Raw genomic sequence first — 24687 nt, 5'->3', positions numbered from 1 at the left:
ATTCTCGACTTTTGTTATTGCTCTATTATCTACACCGCAAATAACTACAAGAGAAAGTAAAAACCCACCCCAAGGTTAGCTGCCAATACTCGTCCGTTGCTGTTTTGTTGACTTCTTGTTGAATCATATCCTTTGAAATTGTGGTGTTGACTTCGAGATTTCAGCCATGTGCCACTGAAAACCTAGAAGTTCACAATAGAGCAAACTCTCGGCTTTTTGTTTGTCTGTACAGTCCATACGAGCGCACGCTCTAGTCAACACTTCGTGTAAGTATTTTCATGATCCGAGCGTTGAATCCATGTTGACTTCGTAACAAAAAATACATCGCCTGAAGATAAAGCCCGCTGGCGATGTATATAACACTTCATTACTGCTATCTATCTTTCATTTCTTCCTCTTCCCCCACCGCCACCGCATTGCCCTCATAACTAATCCAATCGCTCCAGCCTCTTATCGCCCACGAGGCCCCGTACTGGCATCCGACTGCACGGCGAGACAACAGCACCTCCGGCGTTCGCGTCTCTCCACATACGTTTCGACACACGTTCGCTACGCTATAAGTCATGAACGATGGCGAACCGTTTTCGTTGCAAAGGATCTGGGTTACCAAAGCCAAGCGCAACCCGGCATTGTTCCCAAAAGTATGGAATTGACTCGTCAAGCAAAATTTTTTTATCCTTTCAGCTTTCCGCCGTATACCTTCGAATCCCTGTACGCATATGGTATTAATGGGCTCATGCGTTCTGCCGATGGTCACAAAAAGAAGGATCACCCAATGAAAGGAGCAGAATCATGTCATTTGTCAACCGATTTGTTCTTAATGAGAACGGCGCTCTGACCTTCACGGGAAATACGCTGGGTCTAAGCCGCTCGGAACGGGTCGGCGTTCCCGGCCAGGTCGATAGTATCGGCGGATTTATCGACTCCGGCACAACCGGCAGTTTCGGTTCCTACCCTGCAGGAACCACCGAATTTTTTCAATCCAACTCCTCATCCGCAGTATTGGACATTCCAGCAGGAAGCGCCATTCTATATGCGGAGCTCGTGTGGGGAGGCATGTATCTGAACAATGGCGTCAATCTGAGTCCGTATATTAATCGTCCAGTAACATTTACAACTCCTCAAGGTACTTATTCGATCACTCCGGATTTGGCCACGGCTAATAACGTACTCTTAGCCGTGAGCTCGAACTTCCCGGACGGCTATGCATTTGTTCGCTCCGCGGAGGTGACGGATTTGATTTCTGCGGGGGGTTCGGGTACTTATACAACCGGGGGCGTTGTAAGCACGTTGGTCATTCCCGACCCAACATCGAATCATGCCGGGTGGACGTTGGCTGTCGCTTACAGCAACCCGTCCTTGCCAATAAGGAATCTGTCGCTGAGGGTCGGAGCAGCTGTTATTCAAGCCCCTTCGGGCCCTGTCGACACTCTGATTACCGGTTTTGCAACTCCTGCCGCCACTCCGCTTAATGGAAGAGTGTTGTTGAGCGCGCAAGAAGGGGATGCGAATAAAACGGGTGATCAAGCGCTTTTCGGTCGGACGCTGGCATCTCTTAATGTATTGTCCGGTCCCAATAACTACTCCAAAAATTTCTTTGCTTCGCAAATTAACGGGGATAGCGGTCAGTTGGATACAAGAGGGACTTTCGGCAGTCGAAATCAAATAAACGGGACTCCCGGTTCCAATATCGTTGGCGGACGGCAAGGCTACGATATTACTAATGTCAGTGCGGCTGGAACTCTGTCGGTCAATCAAACGTCGGCGTTTCTGAGATTAACAACCTCCGGCGACGGTTACCTGGTCAACAGTTTTGGCATTCAGATTGATGTAGACGAGCCGATAGTACGCATTGATAAGTCGGTAAATCGTACAGCCACGACGGTCGGTGACCTTTTGACCTATACGCTGACAATCGTCAATAAAGGAAAAGTGACAGCAGAGAATCCCGTTATATTCAGCACGCCTTCCGCGGGCGCAGAGTTTGTGACAGGCAGCACCACGGTCGCTGGGACCAGCCGCCCCTTGGAAAGTCCGTATCTTGGCGTGTCCGTCGGGGATATCAATCCTGGCGGAGGAGTCACCTTAACTTATCAAGTCAGGACTGTCACACAGCCTTCGCCGCCCTCGCTTTCCGATCAAGGGCAAATTGCTTACGATTTTCGGCCGACGCCGACCAGCCCTGTCCTATCGGTATCTGTTCCGTCTAATATCGTCAAAGTGCCCGTTTATCTGCCTGTCATTAACGTCGTCAAAAGTGCAGATAGAACTGTAACGCAATTAGGGGATATCGTAATGTATACAATTGAAGTTCAAAACACCGGAAACATTGCCGCAAATGTCGTATTGACCGATTCAATTCCGCAAGGAGCGGCTTTTGTGCAAAATAGTGTGACCGTGAATACTGTCCCCAGACCCGGCGAAAGTCCGATGACAGGCATCGCTCTGGGCTCAATCCCGCCAGGCGACTCGACGACGGTTGCCTTTCAAATCCATGTGATCACGCCGCCGCCGGGCAATGTACTTGTCAATCGGGCGCTGACCCCTTTCACGTATCAATTGCCCGATCAACGTGAATTCGACGGAAGCGCAGCATCTAATGAAGTTAAAATTCCAGTGACGACTCCGACGGTCGAAGTGAATAAAAGCGCAAATCCTCTCACGGTTCTCGTCGGCGAGACAATTACCTACACGGTTAAAGTTCAGAATCTTAATCCGAATCCGATTACGCAAGTCGTATTGACCGACCCGATCCCGACAGGCTCGATTTTCGTTCCGGGCAGCGTGACCATCGACGGAACACCGTCTCCCGATGCCTATCCCCAAGATGGAATCGCGATCGGCACCATACCGGGGTCATCCGCTGTAACAGTTGCGTTCCAGTTAACGGCAACCACACTGGAAAATCCGCCGGTGCTAACCAATCAGGCTTTCGTTCATTTCAAATCCGGCTCGTTTACCGGGACCAGCGTCTCTCACGAAGTATCCGTATCCGTCTATACAGGGAAAGTAACGATTGCCAAGTCTGCCGATCCGTTGATCGTAAGAATCGGAGATATAATTAATTATACCGTATTCTTGCAGAATTCAGGCAATCTTCCCATTACGGCAATCGTGACCGATTCACTCTCCCGATACGTTATGTATGTCGGCGACAGCGTCTCAATTAACGGGATCTCTGTACCAGGCGTCAGTCCTCAGACAGGTATTCCGGTTGGTGTGCTGCAGCCAAACGAGCTGGCTATCGTTGCTTTTGAAGCTGTGTTGACAACGGCTCCTCCAGATCAATTGATTCTCAATCGCTCGATTGCATCGTTCTCCTTCGTACTGCCGGATGGACGCAGCTTTACAGATCAGGCAGTTTCTAATACCGTTGTGACACAGGATCCGATCACCGAGATTCAAGTGACCAAGACTCCGAGTGAAACTGTTGCCGTGGTCGGGGATGTCATCACATACCAAGTGGAATTGGTAAACACAAGCGGGAATGTTCTGGAGAATGTCACGTTTCGTGACACGACTACAGAAGGCTCGCAATTTGTTTCCGGAAGCGTAAAAATAAACGGCGTCTCCGTTCCCGATGCTAATCCAGATTCTGGATTCGAGATTGGTGAGCTTGAGGCTAATAGCCGTACAACGGTCACCTATGACCAAAAGGTGCTGTTCGCGCCGCAAAGCACGGTGGTTAAAGATCGGGCTGCAGTCGCATTTACCATACAAGGAGAAGGCTTTTCCGGTTTCTCCAACGAAGTGGCTGTACAGATCATGGAACCAGTGATCACGGCGACCAAACGAGCCGTTCAAGAAGAAGTGGTTGTCGGCGAAGTGATACACTATGTAATCGACGTGACAAACAAAGGAGATATCAACGTGGAGGTTACCGTGGAGGAGCCGCAGCCTGAGAACACGGTATTTGCTGAAAATAGCGCATTGCTTAATATCTCTCCGGTTCCGGGTCAGTCTCCGGTAGCTGGCATCGGTATCGGTACAGTGGGACCGGGCGAGACGAAGCAGGTAGTCTTCCATGTGCGGGTAGTCTCGGTCCCTGCAGACGGTATCGTTAAAAACAGAGCTGCTGCCCGCTTTAGTTACAGCCTTCCCGACGGTCGTGCATTCAACGGCACAGCCTTGACTAACGAAACGCGCGTTCGCGTTGCGGCTCCTCCCGTGATTCGGAAGACGTCCGATAAGACTGAAGTAACGGTGGGAGAAAACCTTGGATTTTTCATTGCAATCAGCAACAATACGCCGCTTGTATTTGATAACGCCGTCTTACGCGATGAAGCGCCGGTCGGTTTGGAGTGGATCGCCAATAGTGTGGCAGTAAACGGACTGAGCAGATCCACTGACAATCCCGATAAAGGCATCTCCCTCGGAACTATAAGTCCCGGACAAAACGTCCAAGTGTCCTTCCGCGCAACGGCCGCTTTCGAACCGCCGAGAGAAATCGCAGAAAATACGGCAACGCTCGAGTTTGAATACGTCTTGCCCAATGGACGAAGAACAGGTGGAGTTGCACGTTCCAACCCGCTCACAATCGTGATCATGGAAGAGGAAGAGTAGGAGAATGGCCCAAGAAAAATGAGCAGTGGGAGCCGTTCGCAAAGCCCAATGCAGCCATGTATTCGCTTGCGGGGGCTTCTCTTTTGGGTAATAATGACCCGCTGCCAGGGTAATCGGTGAGTGCGTTCGCTATGGTATGACGAAAGGCCGTCGAACGAATTCGGCGGCCTTATCGGCGTATTTTGGCCGCAACAGGTCAGTTGCTCATAACCTGTCACAACAATACCATTCGGTACAATCTGATTGTTTCCGCGACCCTGCATTAGCCCTCACACATGTACCGGCTCATTTATACTTATTGATGAACTCCACCGCTAGCCGATATTTACGCCTTTTTCCAATCGGCCCCTACCTTCGAGCGAAGGATACGCAAAACTTGCTGATTCCGTTTCTCCGTAACGTCAACGAGTTTTATGCGCAAGAGACGCACTCGCGCATTCTGATCAAAAACTATTTGGAACAAATCATCGTTCTGGCGTATCGTTGTTTCACGGCGAAAACGGAAAAAGTCGCGAGGTGCTCCGCTACAGGAGGTTCCAAGTCGGCTGGCGGCACCGTCTACGCTGTTATGCAATAAACGGACTATCCGGGGTTCGAACCCCTGTAAGATACACATTGTCGGATACCCCGTCTCCCGTCACATCACCCTGCGCAAACGCTACGATACTCGGCTGGCTCGTTACTAAGCCACGATAATAATGATAACTCAAAAAAATACATCGCCATTTGGAGCTAAGTCCCTGGCGATGTAATCATAATCAACATACTGCTATGCGTCTTTCCGTTATTCTTCATCTCCGGTTGCGATGGGGTTGTCACCGTTAGTAATCCAATCGCTCCAGCTTCCCGCATACAGCTTAACGTTCTCGTAACCAACCTCCCGCAAAGCCAGCACATTCGGAGTGGCCGAGATACCCGAGCCGCAATAAACAATGATCTCCTCGTCCTTAGGCAGATCGGCGAAGCGCTCGCGCAGTTCATCGGCCGATTTCCAGGTGCCGTCCTCGTTAAGCGCGTCCTTCCAAAAGTAATGACGCGCTCCTGGAATGTGGCCCGCAACGGGATCAAACGGGGCTTCCTGCCCCAAGTACTGGGCCGCATCGCGGGAGTCGACTAGTGCCGCACCGGCTCCTCTTCCCGCGCTGGAAGCCACTCGCACTTTCTCCACACCGACAAGCCAATCCGATCGCACTTCCGGTACGAACTCGCGAGGCTGAGAAGCCGGCGTTTCGACCGATATTGGCAGGCCTGCTGCCGTCCAAGCTTGATAGCCTCCGTCCAACACGTAGACGTGGTCGACGCCTAAATATTTCAGGATCCACCACAAGCGAGAGGCGGCCGGTCCATTCACGTCCTCATAGACGACAACGGTCGTTGAGCGGTCGATGCCAAGCTTCCCAAATGTACGGGCCAACCGCTCCGGAGAAGGCAGCGGGCTTCGACCGCCATGCTGCTGCGCAGGGTCCGTCAGCTCGGCTTTGAAGTCGACGAACACCGCCTCCGGTAGATGCCCTTGCCGGTATGCCTTAATCCCATACTCCGCCTCCTTCGGATGAAAACGCACATCGGCGAGTACAAGCGGGAGATTCTCCGCCAGACGGGCTTGCACCCACGCAACGTTAACCACGTTCGAATTTGCCATTATTCTAACAGCTCCTTTCGTCAGATCGAGAGTATAAGGCTTTAGATTGTGAACTTCAGACGTCAGATCATGAACTTCCGACTTTATATCGTAAACTCCAAACTCTCCTGAGTTTTGACTTCATGAATGACGGCATAAATATCGCTCTGAATTTTCAGCAGCTCAATGTCGTCCCGCTTGCGAGGGCGCTTCTGCGGAACCTGAAAAATCCGGCTGATTCGCCCGGGACGCGGAGAGAGCAGCACGACGCGATCACCCAGGAACACCGCCTCGGATACATCGTGCGTGACGAAGACAACCGTCTTCTTCTCGGCCTCCCAGATGTCGAGCAGATCGTCCTGCAGCTGCAATCTCGTTAGATGGTCGACTGCGCCGAACGGCTCGTCCATCAGCAGCACCTCGGGGCTGTTCGCCAGCGCCCGAGCAAGCCCGGCACGCTGCTTCATGCCCCCGGACAAGTGATGGGGATACTTGTTCTCGAAGCCGGTCAGCCCGACGAGGTCCAAATATTTTTGCGCAGCTGCCTTGCGCCCCGCCTTTGTCGTTCCGCGCAGCTCAAGTCCCAGCTCGACATTTTTGGATACGGTGCGCCACGGATACAGCGAAGGATCTTGGAACACAACCCCGCGTTCAATGCCCGGACCTTGCAGCTTCTTGTCGCCAATAAAAACCTCGCCCGACGACGGCAGCTGCAGACCGGCCAAAATCTCCAGCAAGGTGCTTTTGCCGCAGCCGCTCGGTCCAAGAATGCTGAGAAATTCGCCGTCCTCAATTGTCAGATCGATATTCGTCAACGTCTCGGTAGGAGGCGTTCCGCCGTATACTTTGGACACTCCGCGAATTGTGAATCCAGCCATATGAACACCCCCGCGTTTCTGTTACGATTTCGGAATATAGCGCAGGTCGAGAATTTTCTCGACATCGTACACTTCGCTCTGGAAGCCCAACTCGACCTGAATCTGCTGCGTCTCCTCTAGATCCTTCAGATTAACGTCGGGGTTGTTCTCCCACAGCACCTGTTCGCGTTCGAATGCGCTGTCGACGGCCTTCGAGTCGATTTTGATATTTTCCAGGAAAAAGGCTTTGTACTCGTCCAGGTTACTCTTCGCGTATTCCTGCGACTTGAAGTAGGCTCGCAGCAGCTTCTCAACCAAATCCGGATGATCGGAGATAAAGCTGTTGCTGGAGATCAGCACGCCGGTATGGAAGTTCGGCAGGTAGTCCCAGCCCCGCGCCAGAATCTTGCCTTTGCCCGACTGCTCCGCCAAGGAAGCGAATGGCTCGTGAATGATCGTGGCGTCGACTTGACCGGAGGTCAGACTGGCGTATGCCGCGTCGTTCGCTCCGTTAGCTAGATAGGTAACGTCGTCTTTGCTCAAGCCGTGCTGCTTCAGAATGACCTGCGTATACGCGTCCAGCCCGCTGCCGAAGGCGGCGGCTCCGACCTTCTTCCCCTTCAAATCTTCCACGCTCTCGATTCCGGGCGCGGCAACCAAATAGAACGGCCCCTTTGTACGGAACATCGAAGAGACGATTTTGATCGGTGCGCCTTTGCCTGCGGCCACAATCGCCGAAGTGGTGGCATTATCGGCAATATCGACGGAGTTGCTCGTAACGGCTTCGATCGCATTCTGGGCGGAGATGAACTCCACGTCCAGCCCTTCTTCCTTGAAAAAGCCTTTCTCAGCGCCGAAACGAACGGCCAAGCCGCTGACTCCGTTAAATGGCGCGTAACGGATTTTCTGCAGCTCCGGGCTGCCCGAGCCCGAAGCCGACACATTCGTTGCCGAAGCTTGCGCGGGCTTCGAAGCTTGGTCCCCTTTATTCGAGCCCCCGCATCCGGCCAGACCTATGGATAGAACGATCACAGCAGCAAGAACTCCCAATCCATTTCTTTTTCTCATGGTTTTCTCTCCCTAGTTGAAAATAAAATCAAGCGGATTTCCACTTTAGCACGACTCGCTTCTCCAGAAGGTCGATGACAGCGATGATTAGGACGGACACGACTGTCACGACGGTAATGATGGCAAAGGCTTTGGCCGTATCATACAGGGATGTGGCTTGAATCAGCAGATTGCCCAGCCCGTCTTTGGAAGCGACCATTTCCCCGAACAGCGCTCCGACAAGCCCGGTTGCCGCCGACACCCGCAAGGCTACGAAAATCGTAGGCGCCGAGGAAGGGAGAATCACCTTCACGATCGTCTGGAGCTTGGATGCCTCGAACACTCTCGACACCTTCAGGTGATTGTCCGCCGTCTGTTTGATCCCCGTAATTGTATTGAACGCGATCGTAAAGAAGCAGAACAGGAATACAATAGCGACCTTGTGCGACAAACCGATACCGAGCCAGAGCATCAGCAGGGGAATGATCGTCACTTTGGGCACGGCGAGCAGAGCCGACAGAAACGGACGAAAGAACGTTTCTGCTTTCGGAATAAGTACAAGAAGCATACCCGTGCCGATGCCCGCCACTGCCGAGAGCACGTAGCCTGCGGCAAATTCCTGAAGCGTAACGAACAGATGATGAAAGATTTCCCCTTGCGTGAACAGCTTTACGATCTCTTCGACGACCAGCGTCGGCTTGGACAGGTATAAGCTTCCGACGATCTCCGCCCGGACAATATATTCGATTAAGCCGAGCACGATCAGGAGCAGCGCAATCTGTCCCGTAACAATGCGCCAACTGCTCTTGGCCGGTTTTCCGATTCCCATTGAATTCCCTCATTTCTCGTCTTGCGGCGCTCCCGGCCAATAGTCGCGTTACTCGGAAGCCGTCTGCAGGACGGCCCGCTTCGCGAACCGATTGTCCGGACGGGACAAGCCGAAATGCTCGCGGAACGTACTGCCTTCATACTCGGTGCGGAACAAGCCGCGCCGCTGCAGCTCCGGAACGACCAGATCGATGAACAGATCCAAGCCTCCCGGCATATAAGGCGGGCAAATATTGAACCCGTCCGCTGCCTCCTGAACGAACCATTCCTCGATCTGGTCGGCTATCTGCTCGGGGTTGCCGACGATGAGTAAATGCCCGCGGCAGGTGGCCGAGAAGTAGTGGAACAGCTCGCGCACCGTAATATCCTCGCGGCCGGACGCCCGTTGGGCCAGCGTCACCAAGTCCTTGGCCGCGCCTCCCGGCAGAGTGGACAACTCCAGGTCCGGCAGAGGTCCGTCAAGCGAGTAACCCGACAGATCGATGCCAATGCGTGCCGATAATGGAGCCAGATTAAAGTCCGTCACGAGCAGTTCGTTCAGCTCGCGGTACTTCGCTCTGGCTTCCTCCTCCGTTCTGCCGACTAAAGGCACGAGCCCCGGCAGAATGGACAGCTCGCCCGGGTCGCGCCCGTACTTGGCCATTTTGCTCTTGATGCCGGAATAGAACTGCTTCGCTCCGGCGATATGAATCTGCCCGGTGAAGATGGCGTTGGAGAATTGCGCCCCCAGCTCCTGACTGCGCTCGGAAGTGCCTGCCGAGAGCAACGGGATCTGTCCTTGCGGAGGCCTGGCAACGTTCAACGGACCGGCGACAGAGAAGTGCTCTCCCGCATGGTTGATCTTGTGCACCTTGCTCTCGTCGACGAACACGCCCCCAGCCTTGTCGCGGACAAAGGCGTCATCCTCCCAGGAGTCCCACAGATCCTTGACGACCTGTACAAATTCGTCGGCGTAATCGTAGCGCTTGGCGTTATCCCAGTGCTTCTCGCGGCTGAAATTCAGCGCGGCCCTCGTATCGGCTCCCGTAACGACGTTCCAGGCGACGCGTCCGCTGCTCAAATAGTCCAGCGACGCCGTCAATCGGGCGATATGATAGGGTTCGGCATACGTCGTGTTCGCAGTCACGATCAAGCCGATCTTCTCCGTAACGGCGGCAATATTGGCGATCATCGTGAATGGCTCCAGCCGCACCATTTGCGATGGAAATTGATATTGCATGTCCGCGCTGGATGCCAAGGCATCTCCGAGGAAGAAGAAATCGAATTTGGCTTCCTCCAGTCTGCGCGCGACCCTGTGAAGAAACTTCGGATCGAATGCTCCGTCCGTTACGGCCTCCGGGAGCCTCCATCCCGCGGGATGATAGCCGGTCGAAAATAAAAACAAACCTAAGTGAAGCTGACGTTTCTGTGCGCTCATCTGTACGCCTCCCAAATTTTATATATTCAAATCGGTTAACTAGGAATTAACTTATAAAAAAAGACCGAGCTTCTTGGAAATCTCATCGATCTCTGTCAGCTCTTCCGGAGTAAGACGCTCATCCGCATAGCGCAGCGAGTCGCGAACGTGCTCCGGCTTGGACGCTCCGAGAATGGCCGAGGACACATAGGAATGACTGAGCACCCACGCGAACGCGAATTGCGCCAGCGTCCATCCTCTTGCTTCCGCCAACGGCTTAATCGCATCAACCAAGGCGTAAGCCGGGTTGCCTTGCAGCAGCAGCTCCAGACGCTTCTCACCGGCGGCCAGTCGAGATTCGGTCGGCGGCGCCTCGCCTTGGCGGTATTTGCCTGTCAGAATGCCCCGGCCAAGCGGGCTGTACACCAGAACGCCGACCTGCTCGGACTCGGCGAACGGAACCAGCTCCCTCTCCATATCTCGCGCTATCAAGCTGTATTCCGGCTGAACGCTTTCGAAGCGGTGCAAGCCGTTCAGAGCGCTCACCCCATGGGCCTTCGCGAGCTGCCAAGCCGCATAATTCGAACAGCCGATATAGCGAATTTTCCCCTGCCGGATCAGATCGTCCAGGGCGCGAAGCGTCTCCTCGATCGGCGTCTCCGCGTCGAAGCTGTGCACCTGATACAGATCGACGTAATCCGTCTTCAGTCTTTTCAGACTGTTTTCCAACGCACGATAAATGTGATAGCGGCTCTGCCCGGCATCGTTAACGCCCGTCCCTACTCGGGCATGAAACTTCGTAGCCAGAATCACCTCGCTCCGGCGGCCCCGCAGCGTATTCCCTATAATCTCCTCCGACTCCCCAATGAGGGTCGGATCGCCCAGATCCATTCCCCGACCGTAAATATCCGCCGTATCCACCACATTAATGCCAGCCTCCAACGCTGCGTTCAGCACCGCTTCCGAGGCTTGCTCGTCAATCCATCGTCCGAACGCCATCGTGCCCAAGCCGACTTCGGATACCTTTAGGCCAGTGCGGCCCAATCTGCGATATTTCATCTCTTAATCCCCTCTAAATCCAACAAAATAAACAGCCGGAAGACGCCCACTTAACGTGAATAGCGTCTCTCCGGCTGTCCGGTCGAGCTTAATTATTAGTTTTCCAACCTGTTAACTAGTACATTAACATAGACCAATCGCATTTTCAATCGAAATTTGTTCCGCTAAACGCAGATCTCGGCGAATGATCGTTCGACCGCGCAGCGTCTCAGGCTTTGCTTTTGATCGGGATATAAATATCCATCTCCAGCTGTTCGTTGCGGTCCTGCCAGCATCGCTCGTCGTAATGCTCGAACTCTGCGCCGCCGGAGTGCTCGTAGCCGGAGTTGGGGAACCATTCGCTGAAGATGGCTAACCACGTATTCTGAATGGAGTCCGTAAACTGATCGGGAGCAACCTTAGGCGTCGTGAATACGGCGTAGGTCTCCTCTGGATAGCTGCGCTTGATCGTCCCTTCGGGGGCTTGGGCGCCTTCTCTAGCCTCGACGCCGATGATATAGCTGAATTCGCCGGATTCCATGTCGAAGTCGCCGCAGATTCCATACTCCACATTGGATGCGGCCACCCCGTACAAGCTTTCTCCTTTTTTCTCCGCCATATATTGCCCCCAGAAAGCCGGTATGTCCCGATTGTTCTGCCCGTCTTCGTTTCTCGTACGAATCGAGTAGCCGATCACCTCGAAGGCCGGCTTGGTCTCAATACGATACTTCATGCGAATTCCTCCTAAGTACGGATTAATCCTTCGTTCCAGCACATTGACCTTAGCGTACTCCGGAGGACGAAGGCCCTTCTTCCGGTAGTCGCCAGGCGTCATGCCGTACAGCTTGCGGAAGGCTCGACTGAACGTCTCCGGCGTCCCGAAGCCGCAATCGAGCGCGATGTCCAGAAGTCGATCCTGCGAATAGGCGATGCGGCATGCTGCGCGCGCCAGCCTGCGGACGCGAACGTACTCCATGACAGGCAGCCCCACAAAAGTATGAAAAACCCTGTGGAAATGAAACTCCGAAAAGTTCGACAGCCGCGCCAAGCCGGAAAACCTCAATTCCTCTCCCAGTCTTTCCTCGATCTCATCTACGACACGCTGAATCGCTTCCTCATACGACGACACCTTGCGACCTCCCTTCACTCCTTATTGTAGCCGCACAAGAACGGATGTTCTTGATGTTTTTTGCTCTTTTTGCGCCACGCCCGCTAGCCTCGGATCATCGTGTACAGCTTGTTCTTAGAATCGTAATTCAGCTTGTATTTATATTCAGGACTGACTACGGTCAGAAACTTGACGTCCGTATCCACTTTGGCGCCAGCTACCTTAAAAGTAATCTTCTTCGGCGGCTCTGTACGGCTCTCCGCCATTTTCCTCAGCAAATACACGCGCAGCTCCTCGGTCGTTTTCAGGTTCATGCCGTCCACTTCCGGATAAATGTTGATGTCCGGGTAGCCGTATCCCATCCACGTCCGCGTCTTCATCATGAACATGGCGTCTTTCAGGTAGTAGGTGTAATCGATGGTTTTCTTGCCGTCCGCCAGCGTAGCGTCGACATAGACCCATTTGCCGTTTAAATACACCATATTCCAGGCATGCTCCCCGACAAAAGAGGGTCCGGAAAGCGGAATCGTCGGAATGCCCGCCCTCGTAGCCAAATAGTGAAACAGCGACGTATAGTGGGCGCACACGCCCCTGCCTTCCTCGATCGCTTTCAGCGCGTTGGCCGCCGAGATATAATCCGCTCCGCTGGAGTATTTGATTTGGGTCACAACGTAATCGAAAATAGCTTTAACCTTCTGCTCTTCCGTCATGTTCGGCTTAAGAATTTTTTTTCAAAATCGGATCCATGCGATCATACAGCTTGCGGTGAACGGAGTCCGGCTGCAGCTCCAGATTGGCCTTCTCTCCCGCCTTCAGCTCTCGCGGCTCGGCCAGATAGCCCTCTCCATGCCAGTTCGTATAGACGAAAGTACCGTACAGAACCGAATCTCCGCGAAAACGAAGACGTTCCAGGCCGTTCTTGAACGTGAACTTGACCTCGTGCGTCGGAGTCCATAGCTCCAAAATAGCGAAGCCGACGTCGATCCTCTGCTGCTTACCCGTCAGCTTCACGCCCTTGGTCATATTCTTGACCTGATATCCGATGTATTCTTTGGCGTCCTTGGCCGACTCGAAGCTCACATAGGCGTAATTGGAACCCACCGTTATGCTCTCTTGGCCGTTCAAGCCGCTAAAAGGCAAAATCCCGCGGATATTGCCCGACGAGTGCGCATCCATTCCAATGACGGCTTGTTCGCGGGTAAAGGGCTTGTTCGGTTGAAAATTGCCTTGAATAGCCGGGATGACGCTGGCAGACAGAACATTCCCGACCGCATGGAAATCGCTTGGCTTAACGGAAGCGAAATCCCGCGTAAAAACGTCGGTCCCCACCGTGTAGGTCAGACTCTTCGAAATCCGCTTGGCCGCCTCTGCGCGAGTCATCGTCAGCTTCAGATCGTTCAGATCGTCGATCATTCCGTACAAGAAGGCCGCTTTGATGTAATCGGGCGTATTTTCGTCGAAGCCCGGATGGTCGATCTGGATTCGATCCAGTCCCCGCTCCTCTCGGTAATACAGCCGCGCCAGCTCGTCCACCGTAATCGCCTGACGCAAATTGCGCTGAAAAGAATCCGGAAGAATGTTTTGAGCAACCAGCTCCTCCAGCCTTTCCCGCGCCTCCTCCGAAAGAGCTTCAGCGGCAGCAGCCGAAGAACGCTCGACGCCGGTCGAGTAGGCAATCGTAAACATTTGTATCGCAATCACGAAAACAAGAATGGCGGAAATACTCTTCCTCAACACCCAATCTCTCCTTCAACTGGTTTCTCTCCTACCGGACGCGACAAACCGCGAAACTCGGCGTTAGATCAAGGTTAACATACGCCGTATGGTACATAAAGGAAAGTTGGAGACTGGAGGGGTATTTGGAGATCAAAATGAAATTGTGCGGTTTATCGTACAAATCCATTAATCCGACCTTTCTATCGCCGTATTTTGTACGAAAAATCACATGGAATGTACGCATCGACCAACAAAATCGCGGTTTTTGTACGATTTATCGTACAGATAAATTCGAGTTCTTTTCAGAAAAAACAGCGCCCCTGCCCCCTCTACAGGAAGCCCGAAGGCGCTGCCTTTTTCAACAAATCATGATTCGAACCTAACCTCCGCCGCTTCTCCATCCCGTAAGGAATGCGTTTTTTCGCGGCCGTCCGCCGTCACGGTCAGGAGAACGGTCCCCTCGCCGGAACGACTCACCTTCAGATCAAAGCTCCGTCCAAACGCCTGAATTCCCGACAGCGCCATGGAAGGCCAGCCTTCCGGCAAGTGCGGAGCGCAAGAGAAGGAAGCGAGGCCTGTCGGAGAAATGCCGAACAGGCCTTCCGTCACGATCCGGCCGTACAGCGCGCTTTCGGCGGACAGATGACGCTGGTTTCCTTCCGGGTACGCTTCAACCGCGTAGGGCACATGGTCTCCAAGTAAGCGCCGCTTCGAATACGCGGACAGCTTATCCAACGCCTTCTCGGTCTCGCCTGCCACGAACAGCGCGCGCAGTCCATATAGCGTAGAACGATCCCAGAACACGGTGTCGCCGGCCTCCGTCGCCAGCCCGTCCTCCGTCCATAGACGGGGGGACAGCATTGCCGCGATCGTACCGTCTTTTCGTTCCGTAATGCCGAGGGACAGCGGAAGACCGATCCAAGACCGCAAAACCTCGTTGCCTGCATAATAGCGGTACGTTCGGAAGCCTTCCACCTCGGCGCCGAAATAGGCTTCGATCGCCTCGCGCAGGTCGTCCGCCGACTTCGCCGCCGCATCGGCTTCCTCCCGCATGCCCAGCTCCCGGGCGAGCGCCGAAGCGTAATGGAATCCGCCGTAAGCCAGCGCCGATGTAGACAAGTTGGCCCCGCCGGTCGGGAATCTCCCTTCCAGTTCGTCGGAGTCGGAAGCGACGACCCCCTCTGTAGTCAAGCGGCTTCTGCAATAGTTCAAGCACCACGCAATTGCGGGCCACAGCTCCTCGGCAATCTCTCGGCTGCCCGTCGCGAGCGCGAACTTCGACGCTCCGTAGGCGTACATGGCCGCATCGCCCCTGTCACCCGCCCCTTCCCAAATATCGATGCCCTCGGAGATGACGGAGCTTGGAATCGGCACATTGTCCGGTCCCATGAAGGGCATGTAGAGCCGGAAGGCGTTTAAGCTGGCCTCGATCGCGGGTCGGTCCCCCAGGTAAGCGAAAAAAGGCGCCGCGTATTCGATCTGGTCGTTCGTCCAAACCGCGGCATAGTAATGCCCTCCGCCGGGGCTGTGCAGCAGTCCGTATTTCGTGCGGAACAGACTCTCCGAAGCGCGAAGCTTGGCGAATTCGAACATGCGGCCGAGAACCGGGTCCGGCGATTCGAAACGGAGCTTGCCCCGCAGCGCTTCGACCTGCTCCCTTCTTTTGTGCTCTTCCTGCTGATGATCTGGAGCTTCAAGACGCTCGCTCCATTTACGTCCGACGTACGACACGTGAAATTCGACGCTCTCGCCTGGCTTCAGCTCGACCGGTCCGGTTGCATCCACGCAGACTTCGATCACGTAAATTCCGCCGGCGCCTCTGCCACGGCTGGAGTATTCCGACGGCTCCGCTTCCAGGATAACAGGGGTGTCCGTCGCGTTCGTAATCGTCACCGTCTCTAGCAGCGCGGGACTCTCGGAAGCCGGAAACAGACGACGGCGCACCGTCAATCCTTCCCCTGTCTCGCTTTCGATTTCCAGCAGCCCGTCGAAAATGACTTGTTGCGGCCGCTCCGCGGACAGAAACCGACCGTTCGCTTTTACACGGGGAATCGCCTCTTCGGGATACTCATGCGTCAAGCTTGCATGCGTATTGTTCGGTATCGTGCGAAGCATCGGCCATACAACCTGTCTAACGAGCAGAAGTTCTCCCGCTTCATTGACGCCGTACCGGACGATCGCGGAGACGCTGCGGCCGCTCATCTCAAGCTGATCGTTGTGAGGCAGTCTGGCGTCCGATCCGATCTCCCACAGGATGCCGTTCTCGTTTAATTGCCACCGGGCATTTTCTAATCTAGCGCTCATCGTAATGCCGCTCCTTATCGATTGAAATATAAAGAAGTGCTTCCATTGTAGCGGAAGCCAGCGGCGGCAGGGAGCTTAGTCCTGTGTGATAGATTGGTAATTTTGTGTGTTTATTTTCGGAGAAGTCCTTAATATGATAGAGATATGGTGAGAAAAATGTGTCTCTCCGACGATTCGACGGGGAGCTGTAAAGGGGCGAAAAGATGGAGCGCGAATTCGGAGAACATTTTATTACTACCAGTTTGCCGGGGCGGCCGATTCGGTTGTACTACTGCGGATACCATCGCTGCCCCTCCGGCCACGGCTACGGTCCGGCAATGCGCGATCACGTGCTGCTCCACTATATCCGTTCAGGCAAAGGAAAGTTTCAAGTGAACAATACGTCGTACGAGCTGAAAAACGGGGATTGCTTCGTATTGTTCCCCAACGTGCCGGGAGCTTATCGCGCGGATGAGGACGAGCCGTGGCAGTATGTATGGGTCGGATTCGACCCGGAAGCTTTCGGCGCGTATTTGACCGCAGCAGGGCTGACGGAGGAGCATCCTACATATTCTTTTCGCGAGCCGGGACGGATTTCCGATCTGTTCGAGCGGATGTTCGAAGGCACTTCGGACGAATCCTTCATCGGAGAGGCCGACGGCATCGGCCATTTATTTCGTTTCTTTGCCTGTCTAATGGAAGAGACAAGTCAGTCCTCCGTCGCGCTCGGCTCCTTGTCCAAACGAGACGCAGACGAGTCCGTGCAGCAAGCGATTCGCTTCATCCGGTCCAACTACTCTCGCCCGCTGACCGTAGCCGACCTGGCGAGCCATGTAGGACTGGAACGCTCCTATTTCTCCAAGCGGTTCCGCGCACGAATCGGCAAGTCGCCTCACGACTTCCTGACCCGCTACCGAATGGAACAAGCCGCTCGCATGCTGATCCACACCCGGGTCCCGGTCGGCACGATCGCGGCTTCCGTAGGGTTCGGGGATCTCTCGTACTTCTCGAAGGCGTTTCGCAAGCATCACGGCGCAAGCCCGGGAGTATTCCGCGAGCAGCATCGGGAGCGGCACTGATCCCGATGTCATGTCTCGGCGATTCCAATCGTAAACATAGATTAAAGAAGCCTGTACGCGGCTTAATCGCTCGGGCCTCGGGGAGGGAATCGCAATGAAAATTACGTCCGGAGGATTCGAAGCCGTCTACCATGGCAGAGTGTTCGCCTACGACATGAACCCGATCGAGATCGTTCTTTCGGAAGAGCACGATCCGCTGAAATTCGTATTCTGCGCGGAGTATGAGCCGGAGAGGAACGACTTCACGACCGACATCAGCCTTGTTCGCTACAATGAGGTGCGAATCGCCTGCGTCAACTTCCCCAGAGGCAAGCCGACAGGCAACCGCGACATGATCCGCCTCGGCGTCCTGAACAATCGCCCCCTTTCTCTTCGTTACGAGGTTACGATCAACTACGAAGCGACGAATTGGTCGCTTACGTTCACCTTTTTCGCGGGAGAGGGGGGGCCCGGGGCATGAATAAACTCGAAATTCAAGATCCGAAGGTCGCCAGCAAAATTATCGCCGCCAACTCGGAAAGCGAGAAGCGCAAAGCCGAGCTTGGCTTCCTGGGCCGATTTTTCGGCTCGGGGGACAACGTCCGCCTGTATATCGTGGGCACAATCGCGCTTGTCGTCCTGCTCATCGCGCTGGTGTACACTTTGACCCCCGACAAATACCGTTCTCCCGACTTCGGCCTTAAGGAACTGTGGACGCTTGTCGTTCTGCCCGTCGAATCGACGATTATCGGTTATTTAATCGGATCGCGCTCGAAGGAGGGCGGCGGATAGGATAGGGGAGTCGGAACATTGGGATAAGCAGCGGTGGAATTTAGCGCGAAGGCCGGGACGGAGAGGCCAAGAATGTGCCTTGGCGGGGCTGGGGTTGCGGCGCGGAGGCCAAGAATGTGCCTTGGCGGAGCCGGTTTTGCGGCGCGAAGGCCAAGAATGTGCCTTGGCGGGGCCGGGTTCGGGACGCGAAGGCCAAGAATGTACCTTGGCGGAGCCGGGGTTGCGGCGCGAAGGCCAAGAATGTGCCTTGGCGGGGCCGGGGTCGGGACGCGAAGGCCAAGAATGTGCCTTGGCGGGGCCGGGTTCGGGACGCGAAGGCCAAGAATGTACCTTGGCGGAGCCGGGGTTGCGGCGCGAAGGCCAAGAATGTGCCTTGGCGGGGCCGGGTTCGGGATGCGAAGGCCAATTCTAAACTGTGAACATAAGAAAAGGGAGCTGTCCCATAAGTAGGAACGTACAAGATTATCGATAAAAAGAGAAGGGCATCTATCTCCTGAGATTGCCTCATACGGTCCTGAAATGACCCTGTCACAAGTCTACCTATTCAAAACTTCAGGATCGTTATAGCATCGGAAGGAGATAGATGCCCATTCCCCTGCATTCATCAATAATCTTTCGGTACGGCTCCGTTAACTTATGAGACAGCCCTCTCCGATCGCGGGAACGTCCCGCAACTAGATCAAATCGGATTCTTTCAGCAGGCGTTGCACGAGCACGGCGACTTCGGCTCTGGAAATAAAGCTTTTCGGTGCCAGTCGGTTATCCTTCCGGCCATTGACGAGCCCCGCCTGCAAGCTTTCGGACACGCTTGCTTTCGCCCAAGCGGAAATTTGGTCCGCGTCGGCGAAGCCATCAATGGACGGTTGCGCGGACGATTGTAGCTTGTCCTTCAAACCGGTCAGTTTCATCGCCTGAGCAAGAATGACGAGCGCTTGCTCTCTGGTGATTCGCTCCGCTGGGCGGAAGGCGCCGTCGGAATATCCGTTGACGAGGCCATAGGCTTTCGCCGCCTCTACCTCTCCTTGATACCAAGCCTTCGCATCAACATCCGGGTAAGAGCTTATCCCCTGCACGGGCTTAAGTCCAAGCGCCCGGACGACGATCGCCGCGAACTCAGCGCGGGTAATGTCCAGATCCGGACTAAACCGTCCCTCGCCTACGCCTCCGATAACGAGACGCGAGCCCATGTCGTTGACCGCGTCCTTCGCCCAATGCTCTGCCACGTCCTTGAATTCGATTGGATTCCAGATAACGGCATAAGAGCTGTTCGTCAAGCTATGAATGCGGGCCGTTTGTCGGCCGTTCTCTTGCACGATCTTCGTCGGAACATGCCGTACCGTGCCGTCCGGATCGACCGCTACTCCCGTTGTTACCCGATCGGCCGACGCGCCGTCGGGAAGAGCGATCTCTCGTTCCACGAAGGTGCTGAAAGCCGAAATCTCCGCGGATCGGCTTCCGTTAACCGCAGTTACGTGGAACTCCAGAGGCCGGGCGACAATCGTAAAACCGCCTTTGGAAGCCGCCCCGTTAAACGCGTTCGCGATCGCCTCGGAAGAATCCGCCATCTCGATCTGAAGCTTAATCTGCTGCAAGTCGGCCGAAGCGCCCAGTTGGCGGGCAATCTCTTGAATGCCCAACTGGGATACGGGCAGAACGTACGACCCTTTGTCCGTCTTGAATTCGAGTATCGCCTGTTTGCTTTCCAGTGTCCTAACAGATTCGCCATTCAACTCCACGGTTACACTGGCTGCAGCGCCGGCGATCGGAATCGCAAGTTTGAATCCCTCGTCTCCGGACTCCAACAGGGCGGCCAGCTTCGTCCGGTCCAGCGAGACGAGCGAAACCGTACGCCCCTTGTCCACCGCTGTTGTCAGCGTGCCCACGATTCCTTCTTTGCCGTTGATCTTAACTTTAAAAGAGTCTCCTTCTTGTGCAGCCGGAACCGTCGGCCCCCCTCCGCCGCCGGAGCTTTCGGAGTTCCGCGACCATTTGGCGTACAAATCTGTGTCTCCGGCGATCTTATCGGAATCGAAGCTCCAGGCCTCGGTCAACTGTTCATCCTTATACCAACCTATGAAGGAGTATCCCGAACGGCTGGGGCGCGTCGGGGCGGCAAACGCCGTATCGTAGTCGGCCTGTATGCTCTCCACCGTGCTGCCGCCGTTCGAATGAAACGAAACCGTGTACTTATTGACGATCCATTTGGCATACAAAGTAATCGGTTCCGTCCCAATCGTCAGAGTATCCCCCGGCAAATAAAGCGATCCCGCGTTCAGCGAATCAAGCGTCCAACCGGAGAAACTGTGGTGAGGGTTCTCAAGACTGCCTACGTTCCCAAGCACTACGACGACGTCGCCTTCCTCATAGCCTTGCGGGGTCGTCGGCAGGCTGCCGACGGTAGCGCCATTGCCGTCGTAAGAGACCGAATAGGTCGGCGCTGCAATTTGCCCCGTAAAGCCGCTTTTCACTGGAGAGCCGGGAGATGTGCCGGCGCTTGCCGCAGGCGTCACCTCGAAGCGGATATATTTCCCCTTATCTGCCGGCTGCAGCGTGTACTCCACTCCGCTCTCTCCGGAAATAAGCTGTTCGTTAGCCCCTCCGGCAGTGTCTGCGCGATACCATTTGAACATGGATGCGTCTTCGGCGTCTTCTTCGTGATCCGAATACGAATACGTTCCCGTCAATGTCTGGCCAACGACTTCTGTTCCCGTTACGCTAACGTTCTCTGCAACCGGAGCGAGATTAGATGTCACCTTGACCGAACCTGGACGCGTATAGAACGGGGTCATAACGCTGCCTGTCGTATTTTTGATCACAGCTCCCGAAGCAATAGCCAACGCCTTGTCCCCAAGCGGCGAATCCGTCTTGATCTTGAACGCGACGTTGAACAGTTGTCCGTTCACGATTGAAGTGTTATCGACTTGGCCGTCCCATGTCACTCTTAACGTCCCCGATTCGTCCTGATAGTCGAGATTTCCACCGTAAGTCGCCGTTACGACGCTTACCTCCAGCGCATTCGGATCGTAAGGAATCGTCAGATCGTAATAGCCGATCGGTTCCGTAGAGTTGGTCGTCACGGGGACGTTCACCAGGCTGCCCGCTGTCCCGCTAACGGTGCCGACCGTCGCTTGCTTATAAACGGTGACCGTTCCGGCTACGTCCACGTAATCGTTAACCGGCTGGTTGACCGTATTGGATGCAGGGCCTTTATTTACTTCTGTGTTCTCACGATCGATGAACACGGAATAGCTGCCCGAAGGAGCATTCTCGTCAATAGTTAGAAAAATAGTGATCGAAGTGCCGTTTTCCCAGTTTCCGAACCGATAGTTCGATGTCGGAAGCTCCCAATCTAAAAAAGGGAGGTAGGAGTAATAAAACCCATCACCCGGAATATCGACCGTCAGATTCACGGCAACCTCCTCTCCCGGCTCTCCCGCCGTATTGGAGAGATTAAACGTAATTTTCGCCGGTGCGGCAGCCGCAATCGAGCATAACGAAAGAAATAGGCAGAACGTTAGAACCGCAATCAAGCTAGTCTTCATTCGATTGTTCATCTGAGATTCCCCCGGTGGATGTTAGTTATTCGGCTCATTATAGCGAATCGCCTCTCAACCTTTTCTAAACATTTGCCAAGGTTCCGAAAAAAAAGATGACAACGACTGCGAAAATCCATTTAAGTTTCATTTAAGACTGTCCAGTTACAGTAGGGGCATATCATAGTGAAGGGAAGTGCCCGATACACATGCTGAAAAGAACTTCATTCCTGCTTCTCGCCTTGGTACTCGCGCTGTCCTGCGCCACGGTGTCCGCATCGGCCGCAAGCGCGGAGGGGGAGATCGCCATCCGGCTGTCCAACGATGGAGTAACGGTAGACGGTAAAGCGGCGTCGACCGACTCCGGATCCGCCGTATATGTGGGAGCGGATATCATCTATTACGAGGCCGGACACGGCAGTGCATACGGAGAAGGAGAGACTGCCGACGAACACTCTGCCGAAGAGGCGGCCAGACACACCGTTGTAACGATTACTAAACCCGGAACTTATCGCGTCTCCGGTACTTTGTCGGCTGGCCAGCTTGCCGTCGACCTGGGAGACAAAGCATCCAGCGATCCAACGGCGGTCGTGGTCCTGATTCTGGACGGAGCGGACATTACTTGCACGGTTGCGCCGGCCGTCATTTTCTACAATGTGTACGAGCCTTACGACGCCGCGGCTGATACGAAAGGCGTCACCGATCTGTCCAAAGCAGGCGCTCAGGTTGTTCTGGCGGACGGTTCGGTCAACAAGGCGAACGGCTCACACGTAGCCCGCATCTATAAGGAAGGGACGACCAAGAAGCTTCACAAGTACGACGGTGCGTTCTATTCCAAAATGTCGATGAACATTTCCGGAGAATCCGCCGGAACCGGCAAGCTGTATATCGAAGGAGACAACGAAGGGCTCAATTCGGAGCTGCACCTGACGATCAACGGCGGCCACATCGAGATCAAAGCTCAGGATGACGGCATCAACACCAACGAAGACCGCATCTCCGTGACGACGATCAACGGCGGCTACTTGAAAGTGAACGCCGGGCTCGGGGCGGAAGGAGACGGCATCGACTCCAACGGCTATCTGACGATCAACGGCGGGACGGTCGTGACCCAGTCCAACGAAAGAAGCCCGGACGGCGGCATAGACGCGGACATGGATATTTCCCTTAACGGCGGAACGGTCGTCGCGCTCGGCACTCGCAACGATGCAACGAGCTCCGGCTCCAAGCAGACGTTCATCGAGCTGGCTTTCGCGTCGACGCAAGCGGCCGGCAGCGTTATTAAGCTGACGGATGCGAATGGTAAAGCTCTGCTGACGCACACGGCGGATAAAGCTTTTCAGAGCGTAACCTTCAGCTCTGCGGAGCTGGCCCCGAATACCGAATACCATGTCTATATCAACGAGATCCAGCAGCAGTATACAGGCAATTCCTTCGGCATGATGGGTGGGATGGGCGGCCCCGGGGCTCGTCCCGACAACAATGGCCAAGCCCCCGGAGAAGCTCCTCCGACCGACGGCAGCGGCCCAGCGCCCGGGCAAATGCCTCCGGAAGGAAACGGATTCCCGGGAACGAGACCGGAAGGAATGCCCGATTTTCCGGAAGGATTTAATCCGTGGCAGAATGAGCAAACTTCCGATCCTAACGCCGTCGGTTCCGTAGCATTCGTCATTACCGACACAGTTCACAGCTTCTCCGGCATATCGGATTCCGCCGACGCTTCGGGCAAGCAGCGCGTGACCTTCAGCGTCAATAACGGGGCCGGCCTGACCGGATCGGCATCCGGCAGCAAGCCGGAGCTGACGTCTATCAAAGCTAGCGCGGACGTGCCCGCTCAGGACATCCAGGTTACCGTGACGGACGTGCCTTCGGAAAACTATTCCGAGACCCGCTTGCTGTCCGAGCTCCAAAGCTCCCTTTCGGACATTATGCCGAAAGCGGACGGAACTTATCGCCTCACCGTCGCCGTCGTGTCCGGCAACGCGGAATATGCCGGCGTATCGCAATGGCAATTCACGATCGGCGGCCTGCCCTTCACGGACGTTAACCCGGCGGACGGCGCTTATGCCGCGATCAAGGCACTGTATGACAAAGGCGTCATGAACGGAACCGGATCGGCCAGCTTCTCCCCGAACGCTCCGGTAAGCCGCGCCGCCGCCATTACGGTACTCGGCAGGCTACTGGGTGCGGAGACGACCGAGAGCAATCGGTTCCCCGACATCAAGCCGGGAACATGGTACAGCGGCTACGTCGGCTGGGCGGTCGACAACGGGATCGTGCAAGGCGACAATACCGGCAAGTTCCGCCCCGACGACAACCTTACCGCCGCGCATATGCAGCTGATTCTGGACCGTTACGCTTCTCTGAGTGGCAAGGAGCCGGCGACACTGAACAGCGCAGGCAACCAGCTCACCCGCGCTGAACTGGCTGTCGCCCTGGCCTCTTTGCTGTAGCCCGCAAAAGGCAGCGCCTTCGTTCCCCTACGGGAGACGCGGGCGCTGCCTTTATCATTGGGCTCAGGCCTCTCCGCTCCTCCAATTGTTTGTTCATGCAATTTCCATACACTTCCTGCAATGAGCTTATTCTAAGCTATCAGAAGCACGACGACGGCAAGGGCTGGACCGTTAACCTGCATCATGGCGACCGGAAAGACGATCTTGGGCTGCTTCAGAAGGTACTTGGCCCTTGGCAATTCTCGGAAGAGCAATTGCAGCAAATGAAGGATCTCGTTGCCGGAGGCAACAAAGATCAGCATCGATATGACATTAGACGAATTTACGATGTCCGTTATGCACAGATTCATGGACGAGCCGCAAAACTTCCTACTGATTCAGGCTAGAAACTAAA

19 protein-coding genes are annotated in these 24687 nt (G+C 54.8%); 7 read left to right on the top strand and 12 right to left on the bottom strand.

All coding sequences use genetic code 11. The annotated features are described in order from the left end of the window. Window positions 1–792: 792 nt before the first annotated feature. Both J4772_RS01625 and J4772_RS01620 read left to right on the top strand, forming a co-directional pair. Window positions 793–4563, top strand: coding sequence for a DUF11 domain-containing protein (locus J4772_RS01625; protein ID WP_209073891.1), 3771 nt, complete (start codon window positions 793–795; stop codon window positions 4561–4563). Between the two features lie 376 nt (window positions 4564–4939). Further along, window positions 4940–5140, top strand: a complete 201-nt coding sequence (locus tag J4772_RS01620) for a hypothetical protein (RefSeq protein ID WP_209073890.1) — start codon at window positions 4940–4942, stop codon at window positions 5138–5140. 207 nt (window positions 5141–5347) lie between these two features. On the opposite strand, the gene J4772_RS01615 is transcribed toward J4772_RS01620, so the two are convergent. The 10 genes from J4772_RS01615 to J4772_RS01570 all read right to left on the bottom strand — a co-directional run bounded on the left by J4772_RS01615 (window position 5348) and on the right by J4772_RS01570 (window position 16478). Then, on the bottom strand, window positions 5348–6205 hold the full coding sequence (locus J4772_RS01615; protein WP_209073889.1) for a sulfurtransferase: 858 nt from the start codon (window positions 6203–6205) through the stop codon (window positions 5348–5350). 83 nt (window positions 6206–6288) lie between these two features. Next, the gene (locus tag J4772_RS01610) at window positions 6289–7062 is read right to left on the bottom strand and encodes an ABC transporter ATP-binding protein (RefSeq protein WP_209073888.1); all 774 of its coding nucleotides are present in this window, start codon (window positions 7060–7062) and stop codon (window positions 6289–6291) included. A 21-nt stretch (window positions 7063–7083) separates the two neighbouring features. Continuing rightward, window positions 7084–8109, bottom strand: a complete 1026-nt coding sequence (locus tag J4772_RS01605; protein WP_209073887.1) for an ABC transporter substrate-binding protein — start codon at window positions 8107–8109, stop codon at window positions 7084–7086. A gap of 28 nt (window positions 8110–8137) precedes the next feature. After that, window positions 8138–8917 carry an ABC transporter permease gene (locus tag J4772_RS01600; RefSeq protein ID WP_209073886.1) on the bottom strand — a complete coding sequence of 260 codons (780 nt, stop codon included), beginning with the start codon at window positions 8915–8917 and terminating at the stop codon, window positions 8138–8140. Between the two features lie 48 nt (window positions 8918–8965). Continuing rightward, window positions 8966–10333, bottom strand: coding sequence for an LLM class flavin-dependent oxidoreductase (locus tag J4772_RS01595; RefSeq protein WP_209073885.1), 1368 nt, complete (start codon window positions 10331–10333; stop codon window positions 8966–8968). Window positions 10334–10384: 51 nt separating this feature from the next. Further along, complete coding sequence (locus tag J4772_RS01590) at window positions 10385–11371, bottom strand: aldo/keto reductase (RefSeq protein WP_209073884.1); 987 nt, start codon at window positions 11369–11371, stop codon at window positions 10385–10387. A 208-nt stretch (window positions 11372–11579) separates the two neighbouring features. After that, the gene (locus tag J4772_RS01585) at window positions 11580–12479 is read right to left on the bottom strand and encodes an AraC family transcriptional regulator (RefSeq protein WP_209073883.1); all 900 of its coding nucleotides are present in this window, start codon (window positions 12477–12479) and stop codon (window positions 11580–11582) included. An 83-nt stretch (window positions 12480–12562) separates the two neighbouring features. Next, the gene (locus tag J4772_RS01580; protein WP_209073882.1) at window positions 12563–13168 is read right to left on the bottom strand and encodes a transglutaminase domain-containing protein; all 606 of its coding nucleotides are present in this window, start codon (window positions 13166–13168) and stop codon (window positions 12563–12565) included. A gap of 7 nt (window positions 13169–13175) precedes the next feature. Beyond that, the gene (locus J4772_RS01575) at window positions 13176–14192 is read right to left on the bottom strand and encodes an S-layer homology domain-containing protein (protein ID WP_209073881.1); all 1017 of its coding nucleotides are present in this window, start codon (window positions 14190–14192) and stop codon (window positions 13176–13178) included. 348 nt (window positions 14193–14540) lie between these two features. Then, entirely contained in the window at window positions 14541–16478 is a 1938-nt protein-coding gene (locus J4772_RS01570; protein ID WP_209073880.1) for a glucosidase family protein, read from the bottom strand. 203 nt (window positions 16479–16681) lie between these two features. Between J4772_RS01570 and J4772_RS01565 the strand changes: the two genes are divergently transcribed. The 4 genes from J4772_RS01565 (at window position 16682) to J4772_RS01550 (ending at window position 18719) form a co-directional block, all read left to right on the top strand. After that, window positions 16682–17536 (top strand): AraC family transcriptional regulator, encoded by an 855-nt coding sequence (locus J4772_RS01565; RefSeq protein WP_209073879.1) that lies wholly within the window; start codon window positions 16682–16684, stop codon window positions 17534–17536. A 94-nt stretch (window positions 17537–17630) separates the two neighbouring features. After that, complete coding sequence (locus J4772_RS01560) at window positions 17631–17996, top strand: DUF6864 domain-containing function (protein WP_209073878.1); 366 nt, start codon at window positions 17631–17633, stop codon at window positions 17994–17996. After that, window positions 17993–18307: a hypothetical protein gene (locus J4772_RS01555; protein ID WP_116062320.1), complete on the top strand. Its 315-nt coding sequence runs from the start codon at window positions 17993–17995 to the stop codon at window positions 18305–18307. The genes J4772_RS01560 and J4772_RS01555 overlap by 4 nt, the downstream gene beginning before the upstream one ends. A 121-nt stretch (window positions 18308–18428) precedes the next feature. Beyond that, window positions 18429–18719 (top strand): hypothetical protein, encoded by a 291-nt coding sequence (locus tag J4772_RS01550; protein ID WP_209073877.1) that lies wholly within the window; start codon window positions 18429–18431, stop codon window positions 18717–18719. Between the two features lie 262 nt (window positions 18720–18981). Here the strand turns inward: J4772_RS01550 and J4772_RS01545 are convergent, their stop codons facing one another. Then, complete coding sequence (locus J4772_RS01545) at window positions 18982–21861, bottom strand: S-layer homology domain-containing protein (protein ID WP_209073876.1); 2880 nt, start codon at window positions 21859–21861, stop codon at window positions 18982–18984. A gap of 188 nt (window positions 21862–22049) precedes the next feature. Here J4772_RS01545 and J4772_RS01540 point away from each other — a divergent pair, with 188 nt between their 5' ends. Continuing rightward, window positions 22050–24293, top strand: a complete 2244-nt coding sequence (locus J4772_RS01540) for a carbohydrate-binding domain-containing protein (RefSeq protein ID WP_209073875.1) — start codon at window positions 22050–22052, stop codon at window positions 24291–24293. 131 nt (window positions 24294–24424) lie between these two features. On the opposite strand, the gene J4772_RS01535 is transcribed toward J4772_RS01540, so the two are convergent. Then, window positions 24425–24643 (bottom strand): hypothetical protein, encoded by a 219-nt coding sequence (locus J4772_RS01535; RefSeq protein WP_209073874.1) that lies wholly within the window; start codon window positions 24641–24643, stop codon window positions 24425–24427. Window positions 24644–24687: the final 44 nt, after the last annotated feature.

The sequence above is a fragment of the Cohnella sp. LGH genome (assembly GCF_017671885.1).
GTDB classification, from domain to species: Bacteria; Bacillota; Bacilli; order Paenibacillales; family Paenibacillaceae; genus Cohnella; species Cohnella phaseoli.
This window is presented reverse-complemented; position numbering and strand designations above follow the sequence as displayed.